Here is a 24,011-nt window from a genome sequence, read left to right on the forward strand (position 1 = left end):
GGACGTAAACCCGGCATCTGGTGGGTGAACCCACGAGACGCCGGGCGAGCGGCTAGCTGAGGGTGTGGTTGAGGACGAGGGTGGCGGCGCCGAGGAGGGCGGCGTCGCGGCCGGTGCGGGAGGGGACGACGCGGAGGTCGGTGGTGGCCAGGGGCAACGATCGGGCGTAGATCGTCTCGCGGAGCCCGGCCAGCAGGCTGTCTCCGGCCTGGGACAGCGATCCGCCGACCACGATCACCGACGGGTTCAGCAGACTGACAGCCGCGGCGAGGACCGTGCCGATCTCGCGCCCGGCCTGCCGGATCGCCGCGATCGCCTCGGCGTTACCGGAACGCACGAGCTCGACGACGTCCCGGCTGGTCCCGACTCCGAGCTTCGACGCGAGCGCTGCGGCCGACGCGATCGCTTCCAGGCAACCGATGTTGCCGCAACGGCACAGCTCGGTGTGACCCGGAGCCTGGATGTGCCCGATGTCGCCGGCCGCGCCACGCGCACCGCGATGCAGCCGGCCGCCGCTGATCACCCCGGCGCCGATGCCGGTGGCAACCTTCACGAACAACAGGTGCTCGACGTCCGGGTACGCCGTCGCGTGCTCGCCGAGCGCCATGATGTTCACGTCGTTGTCGACCAGCACCGCCCCCGGAAGATCCCGGCTCAGCCGGCCGACCACGTCGTACGAATCCCACCCCGGCATGATCGGCGGATGGTTCGGCCGCCCGGTACTGTGCTCGACCGGCCCGGGCAGCCCGACCCCGGTCCCGGCCAGATCCTCGACGGACCGCCCCGCCGTACGCAGCAACGCCTGCCCGGCCTGGGCGACCGCGGCGAGCACGACCTCGGGCCCTTCGGCGATCGGTAGCTGCGTCGTCGAGCGATCCAGGATCGCGCCGGTGAGGTCGGTGAGCGCGACGGACAGATGCGTCGCGCCGACGTCCGCGGCCAGCACGAGCCGTGCCGTCGGGTTGAACCGGAATCGCGCCGGCGGCCGCCCGCCGGTCGACGCCGCCTCGCCCGACGGTACGACGAGACCGTCCGCGAGCAGCGTCTCGATCCGTCCGGTCACGGTGGATCGCGCCAGCCCGCTGAGCTCGATCAGCTCGGCGCGCGTCCGCGGCTGCCCGTCGCGGAGCAGCCGCAGTACGGGATCCGTCGTACCGAGTTCGCTCATGCATCGGACTTTCGTCGTACTGGCGGTGGACTTTTGCTTGACAGGGTTCAAAAGGGTCCCATAGCGTCCTTCAACGTGTCCACCAGTGCGCGAAGGCTCAGGGTCGGGATCGTCGGCGGCGGCTTCATGGGACAGGTCCATGGCCGGGCCGCCCTGGTGTCCGGAGCAACAGTGGTCGGAGCCGTCGGCTCGTCTCCCGAGCGCGCGGAGGCCGCGGCGCACGCGACCGGCGCCGAGCGCGGGTTCGCCGACCTGGACGAGCTGCTGGCCGCCGACATCGACGTGGTCCACGTCTGTACGCCGAACAACACGCATCGGGACGTGACGCTCAAGGCCTTCGAGGCCGGCAAGCACGTCGTCTGCGAGAAGCCGCTGGCGACGTCGGTGCAGGACGCGACCGGCCTCCAGGCTGCGGCGTCCGAGGCAGGTCTGGTCGGCGCCGTGCCGTTCGTGTACCGCTACCACCCGATGGTTCGCGAGCTGCGCACCCGGATCGCCGCGGGCGACGCCGGTCTGATCACCAGCCTGCACGGTTCGTACCTGCAGGACTGGCTCGCCGGCGAGGACGACCAGAACTGGCGGGTCGACGACACCACCGGCGGACCGTCGCGGACGTTCGCCGACATCGGGTCGCACTGGTGCGATCTGACCGAGTTCGTGACCGGCGACCGGATCGCCGCGATCAGCGCCCAGTTGCGCACCGTCCGGGCGCAGCGCGGCGGCGTCGACGTCCGCACCGAGGACCTGGCGACCGCGCAGTTCCGGACCGAGGCCGGTGTGGTCGGGACGATCGTGGTCAGCCAGGTCGCGGCGGGCCGGAAGAACCGGCTGTACCTCGAGGTGTCCGGCACCGAGTCGAGCTTCGGCTTCGACCAGGAGGATCCGGACCGGCTGTGGGTCGGCCACCGCGACGCTTCACAGCTCCTGACCCGCGACCCCGAGACGCTGAGCCCGCCCGCGGCGCGGGTGAACCGGCTGCCGGCCGGGCACGCGCAGGGGTACCAGGACGCGTTCGACTCGTTCGTCGCCGACAGCTATGCCGCCGTACGGGGAGATCTCCCGGACGGCCTGCCCGATTTCGCCGCCGGAGCGCGGTCCGCTCGTGTGGTCGACGCCGTACTGCGCTCCGCCGCGGATGACAGCGCCTGGACCACAGTCGACAACTCGTAGGAGCTCAGATGCCTCGTCCGATCACCCTGTTCACCGGTCAGTGGGCCGACCTGCCGTTCGAGGAGGTGTGCCAGTTCGCGTCCGAGGCCGGGTACGACGGCGTCGAGATCGCCTGCTCCGGTGACCACTTCGACGTCCGGCAGGCGGTCGACGACGACTCCTACGTGCAGGGCCGCAAGGACATCCTGGAGAAGTACAACCTGAAGGTCTGGGCGATCTCGAACCACCTGGTCGGCCAGGCGGTCTGCGACGACCCGATCGACTTCCGGCACCAGGCGATCGTCCCGTCCCGGGTCTGGGGCGACGGCGACCCCGAAGGCGTCCGGCAGCGCGCCGCCGAGGACCTGAAGAACACCGCGCGGGCGGCCGCGAAGCTCGGCGTGAACACCGTCATCGGCTTCACCGGCTCGTCGATCTGGCAGTACGTCGCGATGTTCCCGCCGGTGCCCGCGGAGCGGATCGAGGCCGGGTACAAGGACTTCGCCGACCGCTGGAACCCGATCCTCGACGTGTTCGACGAGGAGGGCGTGCGGTTCGCGCACGAGGTGCACCCGTCGGAGATCGCCTACGACTACTGGACCACCACGCTGACGCTCGAGGCGATCGGCCACCGCGAGGCGTTCGGCCTGAACTGGGACCCGAGCCACATGGTGTGGCAGGACATCGACCCGGTCGCGTTCCTGTGGGACTTCAAGGACCGGATCTACCACGTGGACTGCAAGGACACCCGGATGCGCGTCGGCGGCGGCCGCAACGGGCGGCTCGGCTCGCACCTGCCGTGGGGCGACCCGCGGCGCGGCTGGGACTTCTACTCCACCGGACACGGTGACGTGCAGTGGGAGGACTGCTTCCGCGTGCTGAACTCGATCGGCTACGACGGCCCGATCTCGGTCGAGTGGGAGGACGCCGGTATGGAGCGCAAGGTCGGCGCGGCGGAGGCGGTCAACGTCATCCGCGCACTCGCCTTCGACAAGCCGGAAGCGGCCTTCGACGCGGCGTTCGCCACTGACAAGTAGGCGTGGCTCAGGCCGGCCGGGTGTCCCGGCCGGCCGCGAAGCCGATGACCACCTGTACGGCGGCCAGCGTCGCGAAGACGCCCAGCGTCGTACTCCAGCCGCCGGTGACCTGGGTCAGGTAGCCCGCGACGACCGGACCGGCCGCGGCGAGCGTGTAACCGACCGCCTGGGCCATCCCGGACAGCTGGGTCGTCTCGTGATGGCCGCGGCCGCGGAGACTGATTAGCGACAACGCGGCGACCAGCCCGGCGCCCTGTCCTAGTCCGCCGACGACGGCCCAGACGATCGCCAGCTGCGGCGCCAGCAGCAGACCGAGCAGCGCGAGCAGGATCGGCACACTCGCCGTCATCAGCCCGGCGCGCTGATTGGTCGGATGCTTCAGCAGCAGCGGAATGCTCAGCCCGCCGATCAGGCCGAACACCTGGAAGACGAACAGGTGTACGCCGGTCGCGCGCTCCGAGATGCCGCCGGTGGAGATCTCGATGGTGGGCAGCCAGTTCACGAACAGGTAGAAGCTGGTGGACTGCAGGCCCATGAAGCCGGTCACCAGCCACGCCATCGGCTGCCGCCACACACTCACCGGAGGTACGCCGTCCGTCGTGGTCGTCGGCGGCATCGGCTCGGGTGAGAGCGTCCGCGGGAGCCAGATCACGGCGACCACTACGGCGAGGCCGCCCCAGACCGCCAGCGACAGCCGCCAGTCGACCGCGTCCGCGATCGGGACCGCGAGGATCGAGGCCATCGCGGCGCCTCCGGTGATGAACGCCGTGTAGATGCCGGTCGCGCGGGAGACGTGCGCGGCGTAGTCCCGTTTGATGATGACCGGCACGAGGACGTTGCCGACCGCGATCGCGGCGCCGACCACGGCCGTGCCGATCCAGAGCCCGGCCTGGCCCGTGTACGGGCGGAGCGCGCTGCTCACTGCCAGGACCAGGAGCGAGACGAACACCGTGCGCTCCATCCCGATCCGCCGGGACGCGAGGTGGACCAGGGGAGAGGCGACCGCGAACGCGAGCAGCGGCAGCGTGCCCAGCAGGCCCTGCGCGGCCTCACCGAGGTGCAGGTCGAGCCCGAGCCGCGGCAGCACCGGACCGACCGCCGTCAGCGCCGGCCGCAGGCTCAGCGCGACCACGAAGGCGGTCGCGGTGATCAGCGACGACCTCGCCAGAGCCTTTGGTTCGGTCACCACGGCCACGTCAACAACCCTCTCCCTTGCAGATGTCCTACATTTACACTGTACGCGACAGATGACGGGAAGGTGGCGGCGGTGTCTCTCAGTGGACCGGTGCGGCAGCAGCCGCTCGTGCTGCAGGTGTCGGAGCAGTTCCGCGCGCAGATCGAGTCCGGGGCGTGGCCGCGCGGCTCACGGATCCCGGGTGAGAACCAGCTCGCGAGCGAGTTGGGCGTCAGCCGCGGCACGGTAAGGGAGGCGCTGCGCTCGCTGAGCCTGACAGGCCTGTTGGAGCCGCGCGTCGGCGACGGCACCTACGTCCGCGCGACGAACGAGATCAGCGGCGTCCTGGTCCGCGACGAGCTGTCGGCGTCACTGGCGCACGTCCTCGACGCCCGCGCCGGTATCGAGGCAGCTGCCGCCCGGCTGGCCGCCCGGCACCCGGATCCGGAGAGCCTGACCGCGTTGTCGGACGCGTTGGAGGCGCGAGCCGCAGCGCTCGCCTCGGGTGACCTCGACGCGTTCGTCGCCGTCGACACCGACTTCCATCGCGGCGTCGTCGTCGCGAGCGGGAACCCGCTGCTGCTCCGGTTGTACGACGCGCTCGCCGAGGTCCTGGCCGAGTCGATCCACCAGACCGCGACGATCCCCGAGGACCACCGGATCCTCGACGCGCACGTCGACGTACTGGAGGCGATCCGGGCCGGTGATCCCGAGGCGGCGAGTCAGGCGTCGTACGCGCTGATCGAAGCCGTCAAGGTCGCGGGTTCGGGCCAGTAGTAGCGGAAGCAGGCGGGCTGTCCGTTGAGGCGGCGCGGTTCACCACCCGGTGGCGGGACGTTCGTCCGCTCTCCCCGGATGCCGCCGCGCGCCGCGTAGAACGCCTGCGCGGCCGTGTTCTGTTCGAGGACCCACAGGTAGATCCCGGTGTCCTGCACGGTCGCGGCGGCGCGGGCGAGGAGCTTGCTGCCGATCCCTTGCCGCTTGAGCGGCGCGCGGACGTGCAGGTTGTCGACCAGGGCGCCGTACTGCGGATCCGCGCCGAGCATCACGTGCGCGAGTCCGATCAGCCGGCCGTCGTACTCCGCGAGCGTCGTGACCGTGCCCTCGCGCGCGGCGAGTCGCTTGGCCCACAGCGCGCCGAGGTACTCGGGCGACTCGTCGTCGAGGAACGCGTCGGCGTACGCGCCCCGGTAGTGCCGCTGCCAACTGTCACTGTGCAACTCGGCCACGGCCGCCGCGTCGTCCGCGCCGGCGACCCGGAACCGCACCTCGGAATCCGTCACCCGACGATTCGTATCACCGCGGGACGACGTCGTCCGGCGCTGTCCGGTGGTTGGTTGCCAGGACTCGCGCGAACACGGCCAGCCCGGCGGACAGTGCGGTGACGACGACGAACGAGATGGTCAGGCTGCTGGCCTGGGCGATACCGCCGATGATCGACGGCGCCACCAGGCCGGAGGCGTAGGTGATCGTCGCGACACCGGCGATCGCCTGGCTCGCGTTCGTTCCGGTCCGGCCGGCGGCGGCGAAGGCCAGCGGTACGACGACCGCGATCCCGATCCCGATCAGGCCGAAGCCGACCATCGCGAGGACCGCGTGCGGAGCCAGCACCACCAGCAGACCGCCGAGTGTCGCGATCACGCCGCTCCACCGCACCGTCGGCACCACGCCGAACCGGTCGACCACCGCGTCGCCGGTGAGCCGGGCGATCGTCATCGTCAGGGCGAAACCGGTCGTCGCGCCGGCCGCGACCCCCGCCGAGCTGTCCAGGATGTCGCGCAGGTACACGGCCGACCAGTCGAGGCTCGCGCCCTCGGCGAACACCGCACAGAACCCGATCGCACCGATCAGCAACGCCGACTTCGGCGGCAACGCGAACCGCGCCGGCGGCTCCTCGTCGTCCTCGGGATGGATGTTCAGCACGAACTGACACACCACGGCGCCGACCACCGTCAGTACGGCGGCCGCGATCAGGTGATGGACCTGCGCACTGAGATTCGCGTGCGCGGCGACCGTCCCGACCGCCGAACCGAGCAGCGCGCCGCCGCTCCACAGACCGTGCAGCCCGGACATGATCGACTTCTTCAGCCGGTGCTCGACCTCGACGCCGAGCGCGTTCATCGCCACGTCGGCCATTCCCGCCGTGCCGCCGTAGATCAGCAGGGCCGCGCACAGGGTCAGCAGACCGGGCGCGAACGACGGCAGGATCAGCGACAGCGTCCAGAGCGCGAGCAGTCCGCGCAGCGCGGTCCGGGTGCCGAACCGGTGACTGACCCGGGCGGCGAGCGGCATCATCAGCGCCGCCCCGAGCGCCGGGAACGCGAGCGCCAGCCCGAGCTGGCCCGCGGACACCCCCGCGTGCTCCTGGATCCAAGGGACCCGGGTCGCGAACGATCCGGTCACCGCCCCGTGCACGCAGAAGACGGCGGCGACGGCGTACCGCGACCGCTTGACGAGGGTGGTGGTATCAGTCACAAGCGAACACGCTATCTGTTTGAACGATCAGGCGGATGGTAGTTTTTTGCGCATGAGAAGTGCGGAACGGCACCAAGTGATCGTAGAACGCCTAAGAGTCGTCGACCGAGTCACGGTCCAGGAACTGGTCGAGGCGACCGAGGCGTCGGACATGACGGTCCGCCGCGATCTGGACTTCCTGGCGGCGCAGGGCGTGCTGAAGCGCGTCCACGGCGGTGCGGTGTCCGCGATGCCGTCCGGCCTCGAGCCGCCGCACTCGCTCCGTGCCCAGGCCGCCGTCGCCGCCAAGCAGGCGATCGCCCGCGCCGCGGTCAAGCACCTCCACGACGGCGAGACGATCGTGCTCGACAGCGGTACGACGGCCCTGGAGACCGCGAAACTCCTGCACGACCGCACGATGACTGTCATGCCGCTGTCGCTGCACGTCGCGCACGAGCTCGCGGACGCGCCGCGGATCCGGCTGCTGATGCCTGGCGGTGAGGCGCGCAAGGGCGAGCTCTCGCTGGTCGGCCCGCTGACCGTCGCCTCGCTGCGGGCGCTGCGGTTCGACGCCGCCGTACTGAGCCCGTGCGCGTTCAGCCTCGAGGCGGGGATGACCGCGTTCGACCTGGGCGACGCCGAGGTCAAGCAGGAAGCGCTCAAGGTCGCGAGCCGGTCGATCGTGCTCGCCGACGGCGCCAAGTGGGACCGCGCCGCTCTCGCCTACGTCTGCGCGGCGGACCGCCCCGACCTGATCATCACCGACGACTCCGCACCCGAGGACCAACGAACCTTGCTCACCCAGCGCGGCACGCTCGTCGAGGTGGCGTCTTGACCGCCACCTCCGTACAGCTTCAGACCTCACCGCCCCGAGCCGCTCGCGTCGCCACCTGGCTGTACTTCGGCCTGAACGGGTTCGCCGTCGGCATGTGGGTCGTGCACATCCCGAGCATCGAGCACGCGACCGGCATCACGCACAGCACGCTCGGCCTGCTCCTGCTGGTCCTCGGCGGCGCCGCCTTCGCCGGCATGCAGGTCGCGGGCCCACTCGTCGACAAACTCGGTCAGCGTCGGCTCGTCCCGGCGGCCGGGATCCTGCTCGGTATCGCGCTGGCCGGGCCCGGCCTGGCCACGAGCTGGTGGACGCTCGGGCTCGCGCTGATCCTCGTCGGTTTCGGCAACGGTTCGATCGACGTCGGGATGAACGCGCAGGCCGTGGTGGTCGAGCGCGGGTACCCGCGGCCGATCATGGCCGCGTTCCATGCGATGTGGTCGATCGGCGGCGCGATCGCCGCGCTCATCGGTGCGGCCACGCTGCGGGCCGGCGTACCGACGGAGGTCACCCTCGCACTGTCCGGCCTGGTGTGCGTCGTACTGTCGCTGGCCGCCAGCCGGTTCTTGCTGGAGGCAACTGTCTCCGACGGCGACCCGGACGACGGGACGCCGCGGGAGAAGCCGCCGGCCAAGCTCGTCTGGGCGCTCGGCGGGCTCGCGTTCGGTCTGATGCTGGCCGAGGGGGTCGCCAACGACTGGGCGGCGCTGCACTTCCGCGACATCCTCGGCACCTCGGTCAGTACGGCGGCCTACGCGTACGGCGCGTTCGCGGTCGCGATGACCGTCGGCCGCTTCCTCACCGACCGGGTCGCGGCCGTGGTCGGTCCGGCGGCGATCGTGCGGTGGGGCGCCGCGATGGCAGCGGTCGGCCTGACGCTGGTGATCGTCGTACCGTGGGTGCCCGTCGCGCTCGTCGGCTGGGCGATCTTCGGCCTCGGCCTCGCCGGCGGCGTACCGCAGCTGTTCACCGCCGCCGGCAACCTCGACCCGCGCTCGTCGGGCGCCCTGATGGCGCGCGTCGTCGGCCTCGGGTACGTCGGCCTGCTCGCGGGACCCGCACTGATCGGCGGGCTGGCGCACTGGATGCCGCTGAACATCGCCTTCATCCTGCCGGTCGTCCTGTGCGTCCTGACCTTCTTCGGCGGCCCGGTCCTCAAGTCGAAGAACTGAGGGCCTGCTCCAGGTCGCTCCAGAGGTCGTCGGGGTGTTCGATGCCGACCGAGAGGCGGATCAGGTCCTCGGGGATGGTCGGGACCTCGATCGGCCAGCGGCGGCGGCGTTCCAGCATCGACTCGACGCCGCCCAGGCTGGTCGCGTGCACCCACAGCTCGGTGCTCTCGCAAACCTTCTGGGCGGCCGCGGCGTCGCCACCGAGTTCCACGGACAGGATCGCGCCGAAGCCGGACATCTGCGCGGCGGCCCGGTCGTGGCCGGGGTCGTCCGGCAGCCCGGGATAGCGGACCCGGCTGACCTTCGGGTGCTGGAGAAGACGCTCGGCCAGGAACGCGGCGTTGGACTGCGCGCGTTCGAGGCGCAGCGCGAGGGTGCGCAGGCCTCGGAGCGCGAGCCAGGCGTCCATCGACCCGGGGATCGCGCCGAGGCTGCGCCGCCGCAGCTCGATCGCGGAACGGAGCTCGTCGTCCGCGGTGACGACCGCACCGAGGATGACATCGGAGTGACCGGCGATGAACTTGGTGGCCGAGTGCATCACGACGTCCGCGCCGAGCCGCAGCGGCTGCTGGAGCAGGGGAGTCGCGAACGTGTTGTCGACGACAACGGTCGCCCCTGCGGTGTGACCGGCCGCGGCCAGGGCCGGGATGTCGGCGACCTCCATGGCCGGGTTGGTCGGCGACTCGATCCAGAGCAGGTCGGCACCGGCGACCGCTCGGGCGACGCCCTCGGTGTCCGCGACGTTCACCCGCTCGACCGTGAGCCGGCCCGTCGCGGTCTGCTGATCGAGGAGTGCGAGGACGCCGGAGTACGCATGCTCCGGCGCGACCACCCGACCGCCGACCGGGACCAGATCCATGATCGCCGCGGCGGCCGCCATACCGGATGCGAACGCCAGCCCGCGGCCGCCCTCCAGCTGACCGAGTGTCTCCTCGAGCGCGGTCCAGGCGTCGTTCCCGAACCGTCCGTACCCGCGATCGCCACCGGCGACGTACGTCGAACTGAACACGGGCGACTCGCCGACAGGCGCATCGGGAACCCGCTCCGGCCGCCCGGCGTGCACGACAACGGTGGAGGGATCGAGGTCACGAGTCATGCCTCGAATTCTCCCTGCCCACGGACCGCGTGCGTCGGGTGGGTCGGAGGTCCTGCACGACGGGCGGGTCAGGTGTCCTGTGCGTCGGGTCGGTCAGGCGTTTGGGCGCTGGGGAGGGGGACGCCGCCGGTGTGCAGCAGGCGCATCGCCTGCCGGGCGAGTGACTTCACGTCAACGGTGTCCGGAGTCTCGACCCAGACTTGGACGACCGTTTCGATGATGTTCATCGCGATCCCCGCGGACAGTCCGGCGACGAACTCCGAGCGGCGCGGGTCGTCCGTGGGCAGCCGGCGTACCAGCTCGTCGGCGAGATCGGTGCGGAAGCGCCAGATCAGCTCGTTGAGGTGGGCACTCACCGACCCGGTCTGGTCGGCCAGGTCGTACACCGCGCGGATGCGGTCCGGGTTGCCCTCGAGCTGTTCGAGGACGCGTTCGATCACGGCCCGCAGGCCGTCCGGCAGCTCCATCGCGGGCTGCTCGCGGAACCAGCTGACCGCGTCCGCCAGGCAGTCGTCGACGAACTCGAGGACCAGCGCCTCCTTGGTCGGGAAGTACCGGTACAGCGTGCTCGGGCCGACCTCGGCCGCGGCCGCGATCTGCTCGACCGTGGTCCGCCCGAACCCGTTGTCGCTGAACAGCTCGAACGCCTTGTCCGCGATCAGCCGCCGGGTCCGCTCCCGCTTCACTTCGCGCAGTCCCATCAGCACCTCCGCGGGCAGACTACCGCCCCTCGACGCGCCGACCGGGCTGACTGATGGCAGTTTCAGTCATATGGTAGTCACTACCAAAATCTCAGTGGGAGGGCACCGATGACCGAGAGCTTCCCTGTCGCACGGCCGTCCGGGTGTCCTTTCGACCCGGCGCGTGAGTACGCCACGTTCCGCCGTACGGACGGTCTGGCCAAGGTCTCCACCCCGGCCGGCGTCGACGCCTACGTGGTGAGCCGGTACGACGAGGTGCGCACGCTGCTCCGGGACAGCCGGCTGAGCTCGCGGTCCGCGCCGTCGGATCACGTCGTACCGGACGCCGACCTGGACCGGGACGTCGACCCGGGCTCGATCCTGAACGTCGACGGCGCGGCCCACAAGCGCTTGCGCAGGCTGCTGGCGACCGAGTTCGCGGCGAAGCGGATGGAGGCGATGCGGCCGCGGATCGCGGCGATGATCGAGGAGCGGATCGACGCGATGCTGGCCGCCGGCGGACCGGTCGACCTGGTGCGGGAGTTCGCGTTGCCGATCCCGTCGCTGGTGATCTGCGAGCTGCTCGGCGTGCCGTACGCGGACCGCGACGAGTTCCAGGAGCGGAGCGCGCTGCTCGTCCGGGTCGACGGCTGGACCGACGAGATCCAGCGTGCCAGCGACGAGCTGGACCAGTACATGGTCGGTCTGGTGCAGGCGAAACAGGCCGAGCGCTCGGACGACCTGTTGTCCCGGCTGATCACGCGCGGCGAGGAGCTGGGGGATCCGTTGAGCCTGCCGGAGCTGGTGTCGCTCGGGATCACGCTCTTGATCGCGGGTCATGAGACGACCGCGAACATGATCGCGCTCAGCACGCTCGCGCTCCTGCGCAACCCGGAGCAGCTCGCCCTGCTGCGGTCCGATCCCTCGCTGGCGCCGGCCGCGGTCGAGGAGCTGCTGCGGTACCTGTCGGTCGTGCATTTCGGGCTGTTCCGGCACGTGACGGACGAGGTGGCGCTCGGGGAGTCGACGATCGGGGCCGGTGAGTTCCTGATCGCGGCCCTGTCGTCGGCCAATCGCGACGAGAGCGTGTTCCCGGACCCGGACCGGCTGGACGTGGAGCGGGAGGCGGCGGCCCATGTCGCCTTCGGGTTCGGTCCGCACCAGTGCCTGGGGCAGCAGCTCGCGCGGGTCGAGCTGCAGGAGGTCTTCACGCGGTTGTACTCGCGCATCCCGACGCTGCGACTCGCCGTACCGTTCGAGGAAATTCGTTACCGGGACAACACGCTCGTGTACGGCGTGTCAGCGCTGCCGGTGACCTGGGACCGGGCGGCGGAGGCGCCGGCTACCGACCGCGATCTGAAGAGCTCTTAACCGAACCCCGGTCGGAACCTGATCGCGAGGCCGCTACAGTCGAGCCGGTGAGTGAGTACTCGAGGGAAGAACAGCGCAAGCCCCGCGTCGCCGTCGTCTTCGGCGGCCGGTCGAGCGAGCACGCCATCTCGTGCGTGACCGCGGCGAACGTCCTGCAGGTCATCGACCGGGACAAGTACGACGTGGTTCCGGTCGGGATCAGCACCAGCGGGCACTGGGTGCTGGAGAGCGGCGACCCCGAGCGGCTGTCGATCACCGACGGCAAGCTCCCGGAGGTCGACGTCACCGCGCTGCCGGTGCTGTTCGGCGCGAACCGTGAACTCGTCGTGAGCGAGCCCGACCAGGTGCCGAGCACCCTCGGCGAGGTCGACGTGGTCTTCCCGCTGCTGCACGGCCCGTGGGGTGAGGACGGCACCATCCAGGGCCTGCTCGAGATGTCCGACATCCGGTACGTCGGTTCCGGCGTACTCGCGAGCGCCGTCGGCATGGACAAGCACTACATGAAGGTCGTCTTCCAGGGCGCCGGGCTCGAGGTCACGCCGTACGTCGTGATCCGGGACCGCGACTGGATCCAGGACCCGGCCGCGTGCCGGGAGGCCGTGGACGCGCTCGGGTACCCGGTGTTCGTGAAGCCGTGCCGGGGCGGGTCGAGCGTCGGGATCAGCAAGGTGAACAGCCTGGACGAGCTCGACGAGGCGGTCGCGGTGGCCCGGGCGCACGACCCGAAGGTGATCGTCGAGGCGTCCGCGAAGAGCCCGCGCGAGATCGAGGTCGGCGTCCTCGGCGGACTGGACGGCGGCAAGCCCGAGGTCAGCGTCTGCGGCGAGATCGCCGTCTCCGGCGGTGGGCACGACTTCTACGACTTCGAGACGAAGTACCTGCCCGAGGGCGAGGAGTACACCGCGCTGTCGGTGCCGGCCGAGCTGCCCGAGGAGATCGCCGCGGACATCCGCGCCAAGGCGTTGACCGCCTTCGACGCCATCGAGGCCGAGGGTCTCGCCCGCGTGGACTTCTTCCTCGACGCCGACAACCGGGTCGTCATCAACGAGATCAACACCATGCCCGGCTTCACGCCCACCAGCATGTTCCCGCGCCTCTGGGCCGCCTCCGGCAAGGACTACGCAGCCCTGGTCGAACACCTCCTGACCCTGGCCATGACCCGCCGCACCGGCCTCCGCTGAGCTACAGGTTGTCGGCGCGGGCCCGGAGGTAGCGCTGCTGAGGGATGCTCGTAGTGCGGGTTGCGGCCTGTTCGTACGCTGCCCGGGCGCCCGGCACGTCGCCTGACAACTCGAGCAGGTGCGCTCGTACTGCCGCCAGGCGGTGGTCGTTCGCGATGCGGTCGTCGTCCTCGATCGACCGCAGCAGGGCCAGACCGTCGTCCGGACCGCGCGCCATCGCGACGGCGACCACGTGGTTGAGGGCGACCATCGGGTTGTCGGTGAGCTGCAGCAGTACCTCGTACAGCGCGACGATCTGCGGCCAGTCCGTCGCCTCGGCGCTCGGCGACTCGTCGTGTACGGCGGCGATCGCCGCCTGGAGCTGGTACGGCCCGACCGGTCCACGCGGCAGCGTCGCGGTGATCAGGTCCACGCCTTCCCGGATCAGCTCCGGAATCCACAGCGACCGGTCCTGCTCCGCCATCGGCACCAGTTCGCCGTGCGGTCCGGTCCGCGCCGGTCGACGCGCATCGGTGAGGAGCAGCAACGCGAGCAAACCGGCGACCTCGGCGTCGTCCGGCAGCAGCCGGTGCAGCATCCGCGCCAGCCGGATCCCCTCGGCCGCCAGTTCGACGCGCTGCAGGCTCGGGCCCGTCGTACTCGCATAGCCCTCGTTGAAGATCAGGTAGACGACCTTCAGCACCGCGCCCAGCCGTTCGTCCCGGTCGGCCGGCATCGTGAACCGCGCGCCGCTGTCCTTCACACTCGCCTTCGCCCGGGTGATCCGCCGCGTCATGGTTGCCTCCGGCACCAGGAACGCCCGCGCGATCTCCGCGGTCGTCAGACCACCGACCGCGCGCAACGTCAGCGCGATCTGCGACGCCGGCGACAGCGACGGATGGCAGCACAGGAACAACAGCACCAGCGTGTCGTCCGCGTCCCCGACAGGCTCGCCCTGCGGTGCCCAGTGCGCGACCCGGTCCTCCCGCCGCTGACGGGCCTGCTCACGCCGGAGCAGATCCGTCAGCCGGCGAGAAGCCACTGTGATCAACCACCCACGAGGACTCTCCGGTACGCCGTCCACGGGCCACTGCTGCGCCGCCGCCAGCAACGCCTCCTGCACCGCGTCCTCGGCCGTGTCGAAATGCCCGTACCGCCGCACCAACGCCCCGAGGACCTGCGGCGCCAGCTCCCGCAACAAGCCCTCAAAACCAGCAGTCACGTGTCCTCCCCACCCCTGTCGGCGGGTCGTCGTGGTCACTCCACCAGGTCGGCGCGGCCTTCGACCAGGGGGCGGATGTCGGCGTAGGCGGTCGCGCGGGCGAACTCGGGCGCGGGAGTGTCGGCGAGGCGGGACGCGATCTCGGTGGCCCGGTCGAACGACTCGCACTCGACGATCCAGTAGCCCGCGAGCACCTCCTGCGTCTCGGCGTACGGCCCGTCGGTGACCACCGACTGCCCGTCCTTGGACCCGAGCCGCCGGGTCAGCACCGGCGCCGCCAGGCCGCGGGTCTCGACCAGCTCACCCGACTCGATCAGGTCGTTGTTGAACTTCTCCATGAACGCACCCATCGCCTCGAAGTCCTCCGGCTTCCAGGCGGGCTTCCCGGTGTCCTTCCCGGCCATCCCGTCGTAGTCCTGCTGCGACGCGTACGTGAGGATCATGTACTTCATCGGATTCTCCCGTCCTTCCGAGCACCCACCGTTGGGGCACTTCCACCCGAGACGTCGCCCCTCCGCCCCAGAACCGGACACCACCAGCCACCCGAGTTTAGGGTGCCGTCACGTACACGGTGTGACGAGTTTGTTGTGTTTCTGGACGGCGTCGGAGACGTCGGTGAGGGCGTTGGCTTCGGGGGAGTACTTGGAGGGGACCGCGACCTCGAAGTACAGGGAGCGGCCGATGGTGGTGAAGATGAAGCCGTTCTGGACTTCCTTGGCGAACCAGCCGACGCCGTTGACCTCGAAGCACTGGGACTGGGCCTCGGCCATGCCGGCCGGCGGGGTCACGCCGCAGGTCATCTCGATGGGCGGGTCGCCGTAGGCCGCGGTCAGGGCGCTCTTCGGGGTGGTTTCGCGGCGTTCGGCGTCCAGGACCTTGGCGGGCAGGGCCTTGATCAGGTCGGCGCAGGCGGCGGCCACCTCGGGCGCGGGGGACGGGACGGGGACCGGCGTCGGGCCCGCGCTGCAGCCCGCGATCAGCAGCAGGCCGAGTACGGCGCCCGCGGCCCGGACCGTGCCGGGCAGATCTGGGGCGAACGGGAGGCTGGGCACGCCGAGGGCGGGCGGGAGCTTGGGCATACCGAGAAGTGGCGGGTCCCCGTGTCAGCGCGTCAGCGCGTCAGATGTGGACGACCGGGCAGGTCAGCGTGCGGGTGATGCCGGGCACGTTCTGGACCCGGGCAACCACCAGTTTGCCCAGTTCGTCGACGTTGCGGGCTTCCGCGCGGACGATCACGTCGTACGGGCCGGTGACGTCCTCGGCCAGGGTGACGCCCTGGACCTCGGCGATCTGTGCGGCGACGTCGGCCGCGCGGCCGACCTCGGTCTGGATCAGGATGTAGGCCTGGACCACCACGTCGTTCTCCACTCAGTCGTCCTCAGCTGGCTCCGGCCACAGTACTGCCAGGTGGCCGGGCGTACTCGTTGCCCGGTCACGGTACCGCCTAGACTCCGCCTAGCGATATGGGAGGTCTACTGACGTGACAGAGACGTTGGGGAGCACGGGTGAGTTCGGCCTGATCGCGGCCGTCACCAAGGGGCTGTCCAAGAGTGAGGACGTCCTGGTCGGTCCCGGTGACGACGCGGCCGTGATGGCGGTGCCGGACGGCCGCATGGTGATCACGACCGACCTGCTGATCGAGGGCCGGCATTTCCGCAAGGACTGGTCGTCGGCGTACGACGTGGGCCGCAAGGCCGCCGCGCAGAACCTGGCCGACATCATGGCGATGGGCGCCCGCCCGACCGCCCTGGTCGTCGGTTTCGGTGCGCCCGCCGACCTGCCGACCGCCTGGGCGCTGGAGCTCAACCAGGGCCTGGTCGACGAGTGCGAGCTGGTCGGTGCCAGCATCGTCGGCGGTGACACGGTGCAGTCCGACAAGATCGTGGTCTCCGTGACCGCGTTCGGCTCGCTGGACGGCCGTGCTCCGGTCCTGCGCTCCGGTGCGCGGCCCGGCGACGAGGTCGCGTACATCGGTCGCCTCGGCTGGGCGGAGGCGGGCTGGGCGGTCCTCGCCCGCGGGTTCCGCTCACCGCGGGCCGTGGTCGAGGCGCATCGCCGGCCGCAACCGCCGTACGACGAAGGGCCGAAGGCCGCGCTCGGCGGCGCCTCCTCGCTGTGCGACGTGAGCGACGGCCTGCTCTCGGACCTCGGGCACATCGCCGCCGCGAGCGACGTGATCATCGACGTCCACACGAAGGCGCTGACCGTTCCCGAGCCGCTGCAGGCGGTGGCTGCCGCGACCGGGGTGGACGCACTGAAGTTCGTCCTGACCGGCGGCGAGGACCACGCCCTGGTCGGTACCTTCGAGCCGGCCGACGTGCCGGAGGGCTGGACCGTGATCGGGTCGGTTGCTGTAGGCAACGAGGAACGCCCGGCCGGCACCGTGACCGTGGACGGGTCGCCGTATGCTGCGGACACGGGTCACGCCCATTTCAGGAGTTGAGAATGCCGGCTGAGAGTGCGCCGCCCAGAGTGCTGACGATCGCCGGTTCCGACTCCGGCGGCGGAGCCGGGATCCAGGCGGACCTGAAGGCGATGCTCGCCAACGGCGTGCACGGGATGAGCGTGCTCACCGCGATCACCGCGCAGAACAGCCTCGGCGTCCAGGGCGCCTGGGAGCTGCCCGAGGAGCAGGTCCGCGCGCAGTTCCGCAGTGTCGTGGACGACATCGGGGTCGATGCGGTGAAGACCGGCATGCTGGCGTCCGCGTCGATGGTACGGGTCGTCGCGTCGCTGCTGCGGACGCTGCCGCCGGAGGTGCCGGTGGTGGTGGACCCGGTGTCGGTGTCCAAGCACGGCGACGCTCTGCTTGCTGCCGACGCGATGGACGCCGTACGTGCCGAGATCGTCCCGCTGGCCACAGTCCTCACTCCGAACCTCACTGAGCTCGGACCTGTCTCCGGAGTCGACCTGGAGACAGTGGAGGACCGGGAGCTCGCTGCGAAGGCACTACTAGATGCGGGTGCGTCCTGGGTGCTGATCAAGGGCGGCCACGACGTCGGTACGGCGTCCGTCGACATACTGCATGGTCCTGGAGTACGGCGTTCGTACAGTGCGGTCCGTGCCGACAACCGGCACACGCACGGGACCGGATGCACGCTGGCCAGCACCATCGCGTCGTACCTTGCTCGTGGGTACGACGTACCGAGTGCGGTCGGCGCTGCGAAGGAGTACGTGACGGGAGCGATCGCGGCCGGGTTCGCACTGGGCGACGGGATCGGTCCGGTCGACCACGCCTGGAGATTTCGAGGGAGTACGAGTTGAACAAGCAGCAGCCCCCGGTCGACGGGTACTGCGAGCAGTGCGGATTCAACTACGACACGGGTGATCTGCAGGGCACGGTGACGCTGCTGATCCGGCAGGCGGCGGACTGCAGTATGGCGCTGACGAAAGCGGCTGCCGGTCCGGATCCGAACGTGGTGCGGCTGCGGCCGGAGCCGGACGTCTGGTCGGCGATCGAGTACGCCTGCCACGTGCGCGACGTACTCGAGGTGCAGCGGCAGCGGATCGCGCAGTGCCTGGCGGAGGACCGGCCGGTGTACGCGCCGATGGACCGGACCGGGCGGGTGAAGCAGCAGAAGTACGAGGACCAGGACCCGGCGGAGGTCGCGGCCGCGCTGATGCGGTTCGCGCGCGAGTTCGGTGCCGCGGCGCGGGTGCTGCGGCCGCAGGAGCTGGGGAAGCTCGGGCTGTACAACTACCCGGTGCGGGCGCCGCGCACGCTGGGCTGGATCATCCGGCACACGGCGCACGAGATCCAGCACCACCGGCACGACATCGTCGAGATCCTCGCGAAGGTCGAGCCGCCGATCGTCCCCAAGCCGAAACCCGAGCCCGAGCCCGGGGTCGGGGTCGAAGAAGCTGATGAGGTAGAGGTCTCCGACTAGCGCTGGGCGACCCAGGAGGCGATGGCCGGCTCGCTGGTGAGCTGGTCCAGCGCCAGCGCGGCCGCCCCGCGCAGCGGTCCGTCAGGCTGGTGCGTGGCGGCCAGGACCGGCGGGGGAGCACTGCGGTGGAAGGTCATCAGACCGCCTTCGTACGCCTCAGCGAACGCCTCCTCGGCGGCTGCACGCAACGGGATGGCGAGACCCCCGATGGTCACCACGTCGGGGTCGTGCGCGTTCACGAGACCTGCGATCCCGTAGCCCAGAGCCGTGACCACACTGGTGACGGCTCTGCGGGCAGCTCGGTCAGAACGCCGCAGTACCCGTTCTGTGTAGGCAACGGGGTCGTCCGGCGTCGGCTCCTTCAGATGCCGCGCCAGCGCGCGTCCGTCGATCTCGAGATCCCAGCAGCCGCGGGCGCCACACGGACAGGCGCGGGACCGGTCACCGAAGGGCATGTGGCCGTACTCACCGCCTGCTCCGGCAGCGCCTTGTGCTGGCACGCCGTCGATCAGCAACGTCCCACCGATCCCCACCTCGATGATGAGGTGCACCGCCGTACCAGCTCCTGCCGCCGCACCAGTGCGGGACTCTGCCACGCCACTCAGCGTTGCGTCGTTGCCGGCCAGCAGCGGTACGTCGAGACCAGCCGTCACCTGTGTCAGGTCCAGTTCGACCCACTCGAGCGTCGGCGCCTGCATCAGGTGGTTGTCGCGGACAGTGCCCGGTACGGCGAGACTCACCATCTGCAGCCGCGCGCCGTACTGCTGCTGCGCCTGCTCCACCTCACCTCGCAGGTTGTTCAGGACGACCTGTGCGCGGCGGCTCCGGTGCCGCTTGTACTGCGGCTCGGACAGCGACCCGTCGAGCGCTACGACCGCACTCCGCCAGCTGCTCTGCCGTAGGTCGAGTGCGAGCACGACAGGTCCTTGTGGATGCGCCTGCAGCACAGTGGTCGGCCTCCCGCGGCCCTGCGTGGGAGCGGGTGCTTCCGTCAGCAGATGTACGTCGCGTAGCCGGGCGGTCACCTCAGTGGCCGAACCTGTGCTCAGCCTGAGCGCCCGCGCGACCTCGGACCTGGTGATCCCGGGCTGACGGGCAAGTCGGGTCAGCACCGCGGAAGCGGTCTGCCATTGTCCCCGGCGCGCTGGAGTCATCGCTGCCTTCCCCTTATGCTCGGAGGACGAGTTTAATGGGAGGGCTGATGGAGATCCGGGACATCCGCGCCGTGCTGTTCGACATGGACGGCACGCTGGTCGATTCCGACGCGGTCGTCGACCGGAGCTGGAGCCGCTGGGCGACCGAGTACGGCCTGGTGCCGGCCGAGGTGCTCGCGGTGGCGCACGGGAATCCGGCCGTGGCGACCGTGGCGCAGTTCCTGCCCGACGCGTCGCCGGCGGAGCGGGCGACCGCGGGGGCCCGGGTGCTCGACCTGGAGGTCAGCGACGTCGAGGGCGTGGTGGCGAAGCCCGGTGCGGTGCAGCTGATCGCGACCCTCGACCGCATCGGCCTGCCCTGGGCCGTGTACACGAGTGCGCCGGCCCAGCTCGCGAAGGTGCGGCTGAGCGCGTCCGGGATCGCGCCGTCGGTCCTCGTCACCGTCGACGACGTCAGTCGCGGGAAGCCGGATCCGGAGGGGTATCTGCGGGCCGCCGAGCTGCTCGGCGTACCGGCGACGGAGTGTCTGGTGGTCGAGGACACTGTGGTCGGTCTGACCGCCGGACAGGCGGCGGGGGCGCTGACGGCAGGTCTCAAGGGCATCGCGGCGGACATCGAGCTGCCGGATCTCCTGAAGCTGGACGCGCTGTTCCAAGGTCTGGAGTGACCGCGCGCGCTGAGGCCCCCGTGGACTCGGGGCGCCGTGGCGACGAGATCCGGATCGGTGTCGCGCTGTCGGCGATGGGGTTCGTGCTGGCCGGGCTCGGGGCGTGCGTGGCGATCCTGGCGCGGGACCTGGACGAGCCGACGGGCCGGCTGGCGTTGCTGTCCTCGGGGTTCGCGGTCGGGCTGCTGCTCGTCGCAGTGATCGGCCCGCGGATGCTCCGGCGGTGGCAGATGCCGACGGTTCTCGCGCTCGGGTCGGTCGTCTGCGCGGTGGGCGCGGTCCTGATCGCCGTGGCCCCGGTGTACGCCGTCGCGATCGTCGGCGGCCTCCTCGTCGGCCTCGGTGGCGCGCTGCTCGTCCTCGTCGCTCCACTGATGCTCGACGGTCCCACGGCGGCCGCCCGGCTGAGCCGGGTCAACGCGGTCGCGAGCGGGACCGGCATCCTGGCGCCGCTGGCGATCGGCACGCTGGACGGTCAGGGCCCGAGTGGGCGGCTGGTCATGATCGCCGCGGCTCCACCGCTGCTCCTGCTCGCCCTCCTGACGCGGCGCTCGCGACGCTCTGAGGCGACGCCTCCGTGGCCGGCGGAGGAGGATCAGGCAGGCGTGCCGGTGCTGATCGACTCGGCTCCGGCAGTCGGTCTGGGGCGGAAGTGGCGGCGCGTCGGGCGGCGGGTCGCGATGGATGTGGGTGTCGGCTGGCTGCGCGTCGTGCTCGCGGTGGCGGTCGAGTTCTGTTTCGTGGTGTGGGCGGTGGCGCGGCTGGTGGCGACCGGGTTGCCGATGGCATCGGCCGCGCTGCTCGGGAGTGCGTTCCCGATCGGTATGGCGGTCGGCCGGGCGATCGGCCCGATCCGGTGGCGCGGCTGGTCGCCGGTGCTGCCCTCTGGTGCGTTGGCCGCGCTCGGCACGCTGCTGGTCAGTCTGTTCGACGTTCCGGCCGTCGTCGCGCTGGGTCTCGTCGTAGCCGGGCTGGGCGTCGCGCCGCTGTACCCCGTCACGCTCGCCTCGCTCGTGGCGACTCCCGGACTCAGCGCGGCCCGCCTGTCCGCGATCGGCGCGCTGGCCTCGGGTACGGCGATCCTGGTCGCGCCGGCGGCCCTCGGTGTGGTGGCACGGGTCGTCGATCTGCGGACGGCGTACCTTGTCACGCTTCCGTTGCTCGCCGTACTTTTTCTGCTGAGTCGTCGATCTGGCCGTGCCTCGTTCGTGTAGAGGGCGAACGAGCCCGCACACGACGAACGAGGTGGCGTGATGTCCGAACCGAAGCTTCTGGTCGACAACCTGGGGATGCCGGAGTCGGCCCGCTGGCACGACGGCCGGCTGTGGTTCTGCAACTGGATCGAGCAGCAGGTGGTCGCGGTCGACGCGGACGGGAAGGCGGAGTACTCCGACGTACCGGTCGGGCGCTTGATGGGGTGGTCCATCGACTGGACGCCGGACGGCCGCCTGCTGACCACCGGCGACAAGCTGCGGCGGTACGAGCCGGACGGATCGGTGACCGTGCTCGCCGAGCAGGGCGCGAACGAGCTGGTGGTGGATGCCCGGGGCAACATTTATCTGAACGGAGCGGACTTCGACTTCGCCGGTGGTGAGGCGCCGAAACCCGGCTGGATCAAGCTCGTCACGCCCGACGGCGCGGTCCGGCAGGTCGCGGACGACATCCAGTTCCCGAACGGGATGGTGCTCACGCCGGACGGCCGGACGCTGGTGATCGCGGAGTCGTTCGCGGGGCGGCTGACCGCGTTCGACGTCGGGCCGGACGGCGGGCTGTCGAACCGCCGGGTGGTCGCCGGGAACCTCGGCCCGGACGGGATCTGCCTGGACGCCGAGGGCGCGATCTGGGTGCAGACCGGCGGCGCCGGCGCGGTTCGCGTCACCGAGGGCGGCGAGATCCTGCAGCGCGTCGAGCTCCCGTTCGAGGACCGCGCGCCGTTCGCGTTGACGGTCGTCGACTTCGACGGCCCGACGCTGTGCCTGCTGACCGCGGAATGGCGGATGAGCGACAGCATCACCGACAACATCCAGCGCCTGATCAACGGCCCGCGGACCGGTCGGGTGTACACGATTCCGGTCGCCGTACCGCCGGTTGATCGGTAGCCTCGTCGGCATGGAGTGCTTCGCCGCCGGGCGTACCCGGCGCTGATCCGGCCCACCGCTGTCGCCTGTGCGAGGCGGCGGGCCGGTCGCGGCTGCCCGGATTTCTCCTTCACTCGCGAGAGGCACACTCCATGCACATTCGTTCGTACGTCGACGCCGACCTGGACCGGCTGATCGACCTGACCATCGACACCTTCGGGCCGTTCTACGAGGAGTCGTTCCGGCCGCTGGTCGGCGAGCTGATCTTCACGCGGCAGCACGGCGACTGGCGGGGCGACTACCGCCGGCAGGTGCCGGGGTTGCACGATCCGGCCGCCCACAAGTACGTCGCCGTCGCCGAGCACGACGACGTACTCGCCGGGTATGTCGCCTGGCACCTGGACCTGGCCCGCCGCCAGGCCACGGTCGAGCTCCTGGCAGTCGCCCGAGAGCACCGCCGCACCACCGTCGCGACCGCGCTGTGCGAGCACGCCTTCGCCGCGATGCGTGCCGAGGGAGCCCAGTACGTCGAGATCGGAACGGGCGGCGACGCCTTCCACGCCCCGGCCCGGGCGTTCTACGAAAGTCTCGGCTGCGTACAACTGCCGGTGGCCGTGTACTTCCGCGAGCTCTGAGCCGTGGACGGGCACGCCGGACCGGAGCATGATGAACGGATCAAGACTGGGGGCTTTCAGCGTCTTGAGGGGGATTCATTGTCATGACCACAGACGACGTACGGTCCGAGACAGGACCCGTCCTGGAGCAGCCGGACGGATGGCCGGAGGGCGAGCTGTCCCAGGAGGAGCAAGCGCAGCTGCTCACCGAGCCGAGTTTCGAGAACCGGATCGACGACGAGGCGGAGCTGCTGGCCGCCGAGTTCGGTCCGCCCGACGAGAACGGCGGGTACGGGCGCGGGGACATCGAGAGCGCGGAGACGTACAGCGGGGGTGACGGGTCGTGAGCGGCGTCGAGGACATGATCCACACCGCCGAGAGCGACCTCGGGCTCGGCGAGCCGAACAAGATCCAGAAGTGGTACCGCGACCGCAACGGCCCGGCGTTCGGGGGCAACTTCCCGTGGTGCGACGCGTCGATCACGTACTGGGCCTGGCATTCCGGGAACGAAGGCGCGGTCACGTTCGGCGGCGACTTCGCGCTGACCACGGCGCACGCGCGGGCCTTCAAGACGCGCGCTCAGTGGCATGTGGACATCGCGGGGATCCGGCGCGGCGACATCGTCTTCTTCGACTGGGGCGGTACCGATGTGAAGGCGAAGATCGACCACGTCGGGATCGTGACGGGTGTCAGCGGGTCGAAGGTGTACACGATCGAGGGCAACTACGGCGACGTGTGCGAGCGGCACGTGCGGAAGTCCAACTGGATCGCGGGCTACGGGCGCCCGATCTACGTGCACTCCGGCGGGCCGCGCACCGGGTTCGTGATCTTCCCGGGGAAGTCGTTCTTCGTCACCGGCCGGCGCAGCCCGATCATCGCGGCGATGCACGACCGGCTCGTCGCGGTCGGATGCAACAAGTACGAGACCCAGACGAACAAGGACGTGTGGGGGAGCGGCGACCTCCGCTCGTACTCGGCCTGGCAGCAGAAACTCGGCTTCCAGGGCTCGGTCTCCCAACCGGGCTCCGACGCCGACGGCATCCCCGGCAAGGACAGCTGGGACCGCCTGAAGGTGCCCCGCACCTGATGCGCCGA

27 protein-coding genes are annotated in these 24,011 nt (G+C 70.6%); 16 read left to right on the forward strand and 11 right to left on the reverse strand.

Features of this window, described 5'->3' with window-relative positions; genetic code table 11:
• Positions 1 to 52: 52 nt before the first annotated feature.
• Positions 53 to 1,168 (reverse strand): ROK family transcriptional regulator, encoded by a 1,116-nt coding sequence (locus tag BJY22_RS18535; protein WP_167208436.1) that lies wholly within the window; start codon positions 1,166 to 1,168, stop codon positions 53 to 55.
• A 75-nt stretch (positions 1,169 to 1,243) separates the two neighbouring features.
• Here BJY22_RS18535 and BJY22_RS18540 point away from each other — a divergent pair, with 75 nt between their 5' ends.
• Positions 1,244 to 2,338 (forward strand): Gfo/Idh/MocA family oxidoreductase, encoded by a 1,095-nt coding sequence (locus BJY22_RS18540; protein ID WP_167208438.1) that lies wholly within the window; start codon positions 1,244 to 1,246, stop codon positions 2,336 to 2,338.
• Positions 2,339 to 2,346: 8 nt separating this feature from the next.
• Positions 2,347 to 3,354, forward strand: a complete 1,008-nt coding sequence (locus BJY22_RS18545) for a sugar phosphate isomerase/epimerase family protein (RefSeq protein ID WP_167208440.1) — start codon at positions 2,347 to 2,349, stop codon at positions 3,352 to 3,354.
• Positions 3,355 to 3,361: 7 nt separating this feature from the next.
• On the opposite strand, the gene BJY22_RS18550 is transcribed toward BJY22_RS18545, so the two are convergent.
• Complete coding sequence (locus BJY22_RS18550; RefSeq protein ID WP_202891169.1) at positions 3,362 to 4,540, reverse strand: MFS transporter; 1,179 nt, start codon at positions 4,538 to 4,540, stop codon at positions 3,362 to 3,364.
• A gap of 81 nt (positions 4,541 to 4,621) precedes the next feature.
• Between BJY22_RS18550 and BJY22_RS18555 the strand changes: the two genes are divergently transcribed.
• Positions 4,622 to 5,305, forward strand: coding sequence for an FCD domain-containing protein (locus BJY22_RS18555; RefSeq protein ID WP_167208442.1), 684 nt, complete (start codon positions 4,622 to 4,624; stop codon positions 5,303 to 5,305).
• On the opposite strand, the gene BJY22_RS18560 is transcribed toward BJY22_RS18555, so the two are convergent.
• Both BJY22_RS18560 and BJY22_RS18565 read right to left on the reverse strand, forming a co-directional pair.
• Positions 5,251 to 5,811: a GNAT family N-acetyltransferase gene (locus BJY22_RS18560; protein ID WP_167208444.1), complete on the reverse strand. Its 561-nt coding sequence runs from the start codon at positions 5,809 to 5,811 to the stop codon at positions 5,251 to 5,253. The genes BJY22_RS18555 and BJY22_RS18560 overlap by 55 nt on opposite strands.
• A 13-nt stretch (positions 5,812 to 5,824) precedes the next feature.
• Positions 5,825 to 7,003, reverse strand: coding sequence for an MFS transporter (locus BJY22_RS18565; protein ID WP_167208446.1), 1,179 nt, complete (start codon positions 7,001 to 7,003; stop codon positions 5,825 to 5,827).
• 52 nt (positions 7,004 to 7,055) lie between these two features.
• Between BJY22_RS18565 and BJY22_RS18570 the strand changes: the two genes are divergently transcribed.
• Both BJY22_RS18570 and BJY22_RS18575 read left to right on the forward strand, forming a co-directional pair.
• Positions 7,056 to 7,817 carry a DeoR/GlpR family DNA-binding transcription regulator gene (locus tag BJY22_RS18570; RefSeq protein ID WP_167208448.1) on the forward strand — a complete coding sequence of 254 codons (762 nt, stop codon included), beginning with the start codon at positions 7,056 to 7,058 and terminating at the stop codon, positions 7,815 to 7,817.
• Entirely contained in the window at positions 7,814 to 8,986 is a 1,173-nt protein-coding gene (locus BJY22_RS18575; protein WP_167208450.1) for an MFS transporter, read from the forward strand. Before BJY22_RS18570 ends, BJY22_RS18575 begins: the two co-directional genes overlap by 4 nt.
• On the opposite strand, the gene BJY22_RS18580 is transcribed toward BJY22_RS18575, so the two are convergent.
• Both BJY22_RS18580 and BJY22_RS18585 read right to left on the reverse strand, forming a co-directional pair.
• On the reverse strand, positions 8,970 to 10,082 hold the full coding sequence (locus BJY22_RS18580; protein WP_167208452.1) for a trans-sulfuration enzyme family protein: 1,113 nt from the start codon (positions 10,080 to 10,082) through the stop codon (positions 8,970 to 8,972). The two genes, BJY22_RS18575 and BJY22_RS18580, sit on opposite strands and share 17 nt — an antisense overlap.
• A 68-nt stretch (positions 10,083 to 10,150) precedes the next feature.
• The gene (locus BJY22_RS18585; RefSeq protein WP_167208454.1) at positions 10,151 to 10,783 is read right to left on the reverse strand and encodes a TetR/AcrR family transcriptional regulator; all 633 of its coding nucleotides are present in this window, start codon (positions 10,781 to 10,783) and stop codon (positions 10,151 to 10,153) included.
• 108 nt (positions 10,784 to 10,891) lie between these two features.
• Here BJY22_RS18585 and BJY22_RS18590 point away from each other — a divergent pair, with 108 nt between their 5' ends.
• The gene (locus BJY22_RS18590) at positions 10,892 to 12,133 is read left to right on the forward strand and encodes a cytochrome P450 (RefSeq protein WP_167208457.1); all 1,242 of its coding nucleotides are present in this window, start codon (positions 10,892 to 10,894) and stop codon (positions 12,131 to 12,133) included.
• A gap of 47 nt (positions 12,134 to 12,180) precedes the next feature.
• On the forward strand, positions 12,181 to 13,314 hold the full coding sequence (locus BJY22_RS18595; protein ID WP_167208459.1) for a D-alanine--D-alanine ligase: 1,134 nt from the start codon (positions 12,181 to 12,183) through the stop codon (positions 13,312 to 13,314).
• Between the two features lies 1 nt (position 13,315).
• On the opposite strand, the gene BJY22_RS18600 is transcribed toward BJY22_RS18595, so the two are convergent.
• From BJY22_RS18600 to BJY22_RS18615, 4 genes are all read right to left on the reverse strand, one after another.
• The gene (locus BJY22_RS18600; protein ID WP_337758771.1) at positions 13,316 to 14,515 is read right to left on the reverse strand and encodes an RNA polymerase sigma factor; all 1,200 of its coding nucleotides are present in this window, start codon (positions 14,513 to 14,515) and stop codon (positions 13,316 to 13,318) included.
• 35 nt (positions 14,516 to 14,550) lie between these two features.
• On the reverse strand, positions 14,551 to 14,967 hold the full coding sequence (locus BJY22_RS18605; protein ID WP_167208462.1) for a YciI family protein: 417 nt from the start codon (positions 14,965 to 14,967) through the stop codon (positions 14,551 to 14,553).
• Positions 14,968 to 15,075: 108 nt separating this feature from the next.
• Positions 15,076 to 15,594 (reverse strand): DUF3515 domain-containing protein, encoded by a 519-nt coding sequence (locus tag BJY22_RS18610; RefSeq protein WP_167208465.1) that lies wholly within the window; start codon positions 15,592 to 15,594, stop codon positions 15,076 to 15,078.
• Between the two features lie 40 nt (positions 15,595 to 15,634).
• Positions 15,635 to 15,871, reverse strand: coding sequence for an Lrp/AsnC family transcriptional regulator (locus BJY22_RS18615; RefSeq protein ID WP_170990044.1), 237 nt, complete (start codon positions 15,869 to 15,871; stop codon positions 15,635 to 15,637).
• A 124-nt stretch (positions 15,872 to 15,995) separates the two neighbouring features.
• Here BJY22_RS18615 and BJY22_RS18620 point away from each other — a divergent pair, with 124 nt between their 5' ends.
• From BJY22_RS18620 to BJY22_RS18630, 3 genes are read left to right on the forward strand one after another with little or no spacing between them, the layout of a single operon-like run.
• Positions 15,996 to 16,958: a thiamine-phosphate kinase gene (locus tag BJY22_RS18620; RefSeq protein ID WP_167208467.1), complete on the forward strand. Its 963-nt coding sequence runs from the start codon at positions 15,996 to 15,998 to the stop codon at positions 16,956 to 16,958.
• Positions 16,959 to 16,960: 2 nt separating this feature from the next.
• A complete protein-coding gene (thiD, locus tag BJY22_RS18625) occupies positions 16,961 to 17,779 on the forward strand; it encodes a bifunctional hydroxymethylpyrimidine kinase/phosphomethylpyrimidine kinase (RefSeq protein ID WP_167208469.1) in 819 nt (272 codons plus the stop codon).
• Positions 17,776 to 18,402, forward strand: a complete 627-nt coding sequence (locus tag BJY22_RS18630) for a DinB family protein (protein ID WP_167208471.1) — start codon at positions 17,776 to 17,778, stop codon at positions 18,400 to 18,402. The genes thiD and BJY22_RS18630 overlap by 4 nt, the downstream gene beginning before the upstream one ends.
• Here the strand turns inward: BJY22_RS18630 and BJY22_RS18635 are convergent.
• The gene (locus tag BJY22_RS18635; protein WP_202891170.1) at positions 18,399 to 19,556 is read right to left on the reverse strand and encodes an ROK family transcriptional regulator; all 1,158 of its coding nucleotides are present in this window, start codon (positions 19,554 to 19,556) and stop codon (positions 18,399 to 18,401) included. The two genes, BJY22_RS18630 and BJY22_RS18635, sit on opposite strands and share 4 nt — an antisense overlap.
• Positions 19,557 to 19,603: 47 nt before the next feature.
• Here BJY22_RS18635 and BJY22_RS18640 point away from each other — a divergent pair, with 47 nt between their 5' ends.
• The 6 genes from BJY22_RS18640 (at position 19,604) to BJY22_RS18665 (ending at position 24,003) form a co-directional block, all read left to right on the forward strand.
• On the forward strand, positions 19,604 to 20,224 hold the full coding sequence (locus BJY22_RS18640; RefSeq protein ID WP_167208473.1) for an HAD-IA family hydrolase: 621 nt from the start codon (positions 19,604 to 19,606) through the stop codon (positions 20,222 to 20,224).
• The gene (locus BJY22_RS18645; protein WP_337758772.1) at positions 20,221 to 21,438 is read left to right on the forward strand and encodes an MFS transporter; all 1,218 of its coding nucleotides are present in this window, start codon (positions 20,221 to 20,223) and stop codon (positions 21,436 to 21,438) included. The genes BJY22_RS18640 and BJY22_RS18645 overlap by 4 nt, the downstream gene beginning before the upstream one ends.
• A 39-nt stretch (positions 21,439 to 21,477) precedes the next feature.
• The gene (locus BJY22_RS18650; RefSeq protein ID WP_167208476.1) at positions 21,478 to 22,323 is read left to right on the forward strand and encodes an SMP-30/gluconolactonase/LRE family protein; all 846 of its coding nucleotides are present in this window, start codon (positions 21,478 to 21,480) and stop codon (positions 22,321 to 22,323) included.
• Positions 22,324 to 22,454: 131 nt separating this feature from the next.
• On the forward strand, positions 22,455 to 22,937 hold the full coding sequence (locus BJY22_RS18655; protein ID WP_167208478.1) for a GNAT family N-acetyltransferase: 483 nt from the start codon (positions 22,455 to 22,457) through the stop codon (positions 22,935 to 22,937).
• A gap of 83 nt (positions 22,938 to 23,020) precedes the next feature.
• Positions 23,021 to 23,263, forward strand: a complete 243-nt coding sequence (locus tag BJY22_RS18660) for a hypothetical protein (protein ID WP_167208480.1) — start codon at positions 23,021 to 23,023, stop codon at positions 23,261 to 23,263.
• Positions 23,260 to 24,003 carry a peptidoglycan-binding protein gene (locus BJY22_RS18665; protein ID WP_202891171.1) on the forward strand — a complete coding sequence of 248 codons (744 nt, stop codon included), beginning with the start codon at positions 23,260 to 23,262 and terminating at the stop codon, positions 24,001 to 24,003. The genes BJY22_RS18660 and BJY22_RS18665 overlap by 4 nt, the downstream gene beginning before the upstream one ends.
• Positions 24,004 to 24,011: the final 8 nt, after the last annotated feature.

This window comes from Kribbella shirazensis (assembly GCF_011761605.1).
GTDB classification, from domain to species: domain Bacteria; phylum Actinomycetota; class Actinomycetes; order Propionibacteriales; family Kribbellaceae; genus Kribbella; species Kribbella shirazensis.

Coding starts and splice junctions, on each gene's coding strand:
- BJY22_RS18660 (WP_167208480.1), top strand. CDS start 23,021: ATGACCACAGACGACGTACGGTCCGAGACAGGACCCGTCCTGGAGCAG.
- BJY22_RS18610 (WP_167208465.1), bottom strand. CDS start 15,594: ATGCCCAAGCTCCCGCCCGCCCTCGGCGTGCCCAGCCTCCCGTTCGCC.
- BJY22_RS18650 (WP_167208476.1), top strand. CDS start 21,478: ATGTCCGAACCGAAGCTTCTGGTCGACAACCTGGGGATGCCGGAGTCG.
- thiD (WP_167208469.1), top strand. CDS start 16,961: ATGCCGGCTGAGAGTGCGCCGCCCAGAGTGCTGACGATCGCCGGTTCC.
- BJY22_RS18535 (WP_167208436.1), bottom strand. CDS start 1,168: ATGAGCGAACTCGGTACGACGGATCCCGTACTGCGGCTGCTCCGCGAC.
- BJY22_RS18655 (WP_167208478.1), top strand. CDS start 22,455: ATGCACATTCGTTCGTACGTCGACGCCGACCTGGACCGGCTGATCGAC.
- BJY22_RS18590 (WP_167208457.1), top strand. CDS start 10,892: ATGACCGAGAGCTTCCCTGTCGCACGGCCGTCCGGGTGTCCTTTCGAC.
- BJY22_RS18570 (WP_167208448.1), top strand. CDS start 7,056: ATGAGAAGTGCGGAACGGCACCAAGTGATCGTAGAACGCCTAAGAGTC.
- BJY22_RS18640 (WP_167208473.1), top strand. CDS start 19,604: ATGGAGATCCGGGACATCCGCGCCGTGCTGTTCGACATGGACGGCACG.
- BJY22_RS18580 (WP_167208452.1), bottom strand. CDS start 10,082: ATGACTCGTGACCTCGATCCCTCCACCGTTGTCGTGCACGCCGGGCGG.
- BJY22_RS18635 (WP_202891170.1), bottom strand. CDS start 19,556: ATGACTCCAGCGCGCCGGGGACAATGGCAGACCGCTTCCGCGGTGCTG.
- BJY22_RS18605 (WP_167208462.1), bottom strand. CDS start 14,967: ATGAAGTACATGATCCTCACGTACGCGTCGCAGCAGGACTACGACGGG.
- BJY22_RS18545 (WP_167208440.1), top strand. CDS start 2,347: ATGCCTCGTCCGATCACCCTGTTCACCGGTCAGTGGGCCGACCTGCCG.
- BJY22_RS18585 (WP_167208454.1), bottom strand. CDS start 10,783: ATGGGACTGCGCGAAGTGAAGCGGGAGCGGACCCGGCGGCTGATCGCG.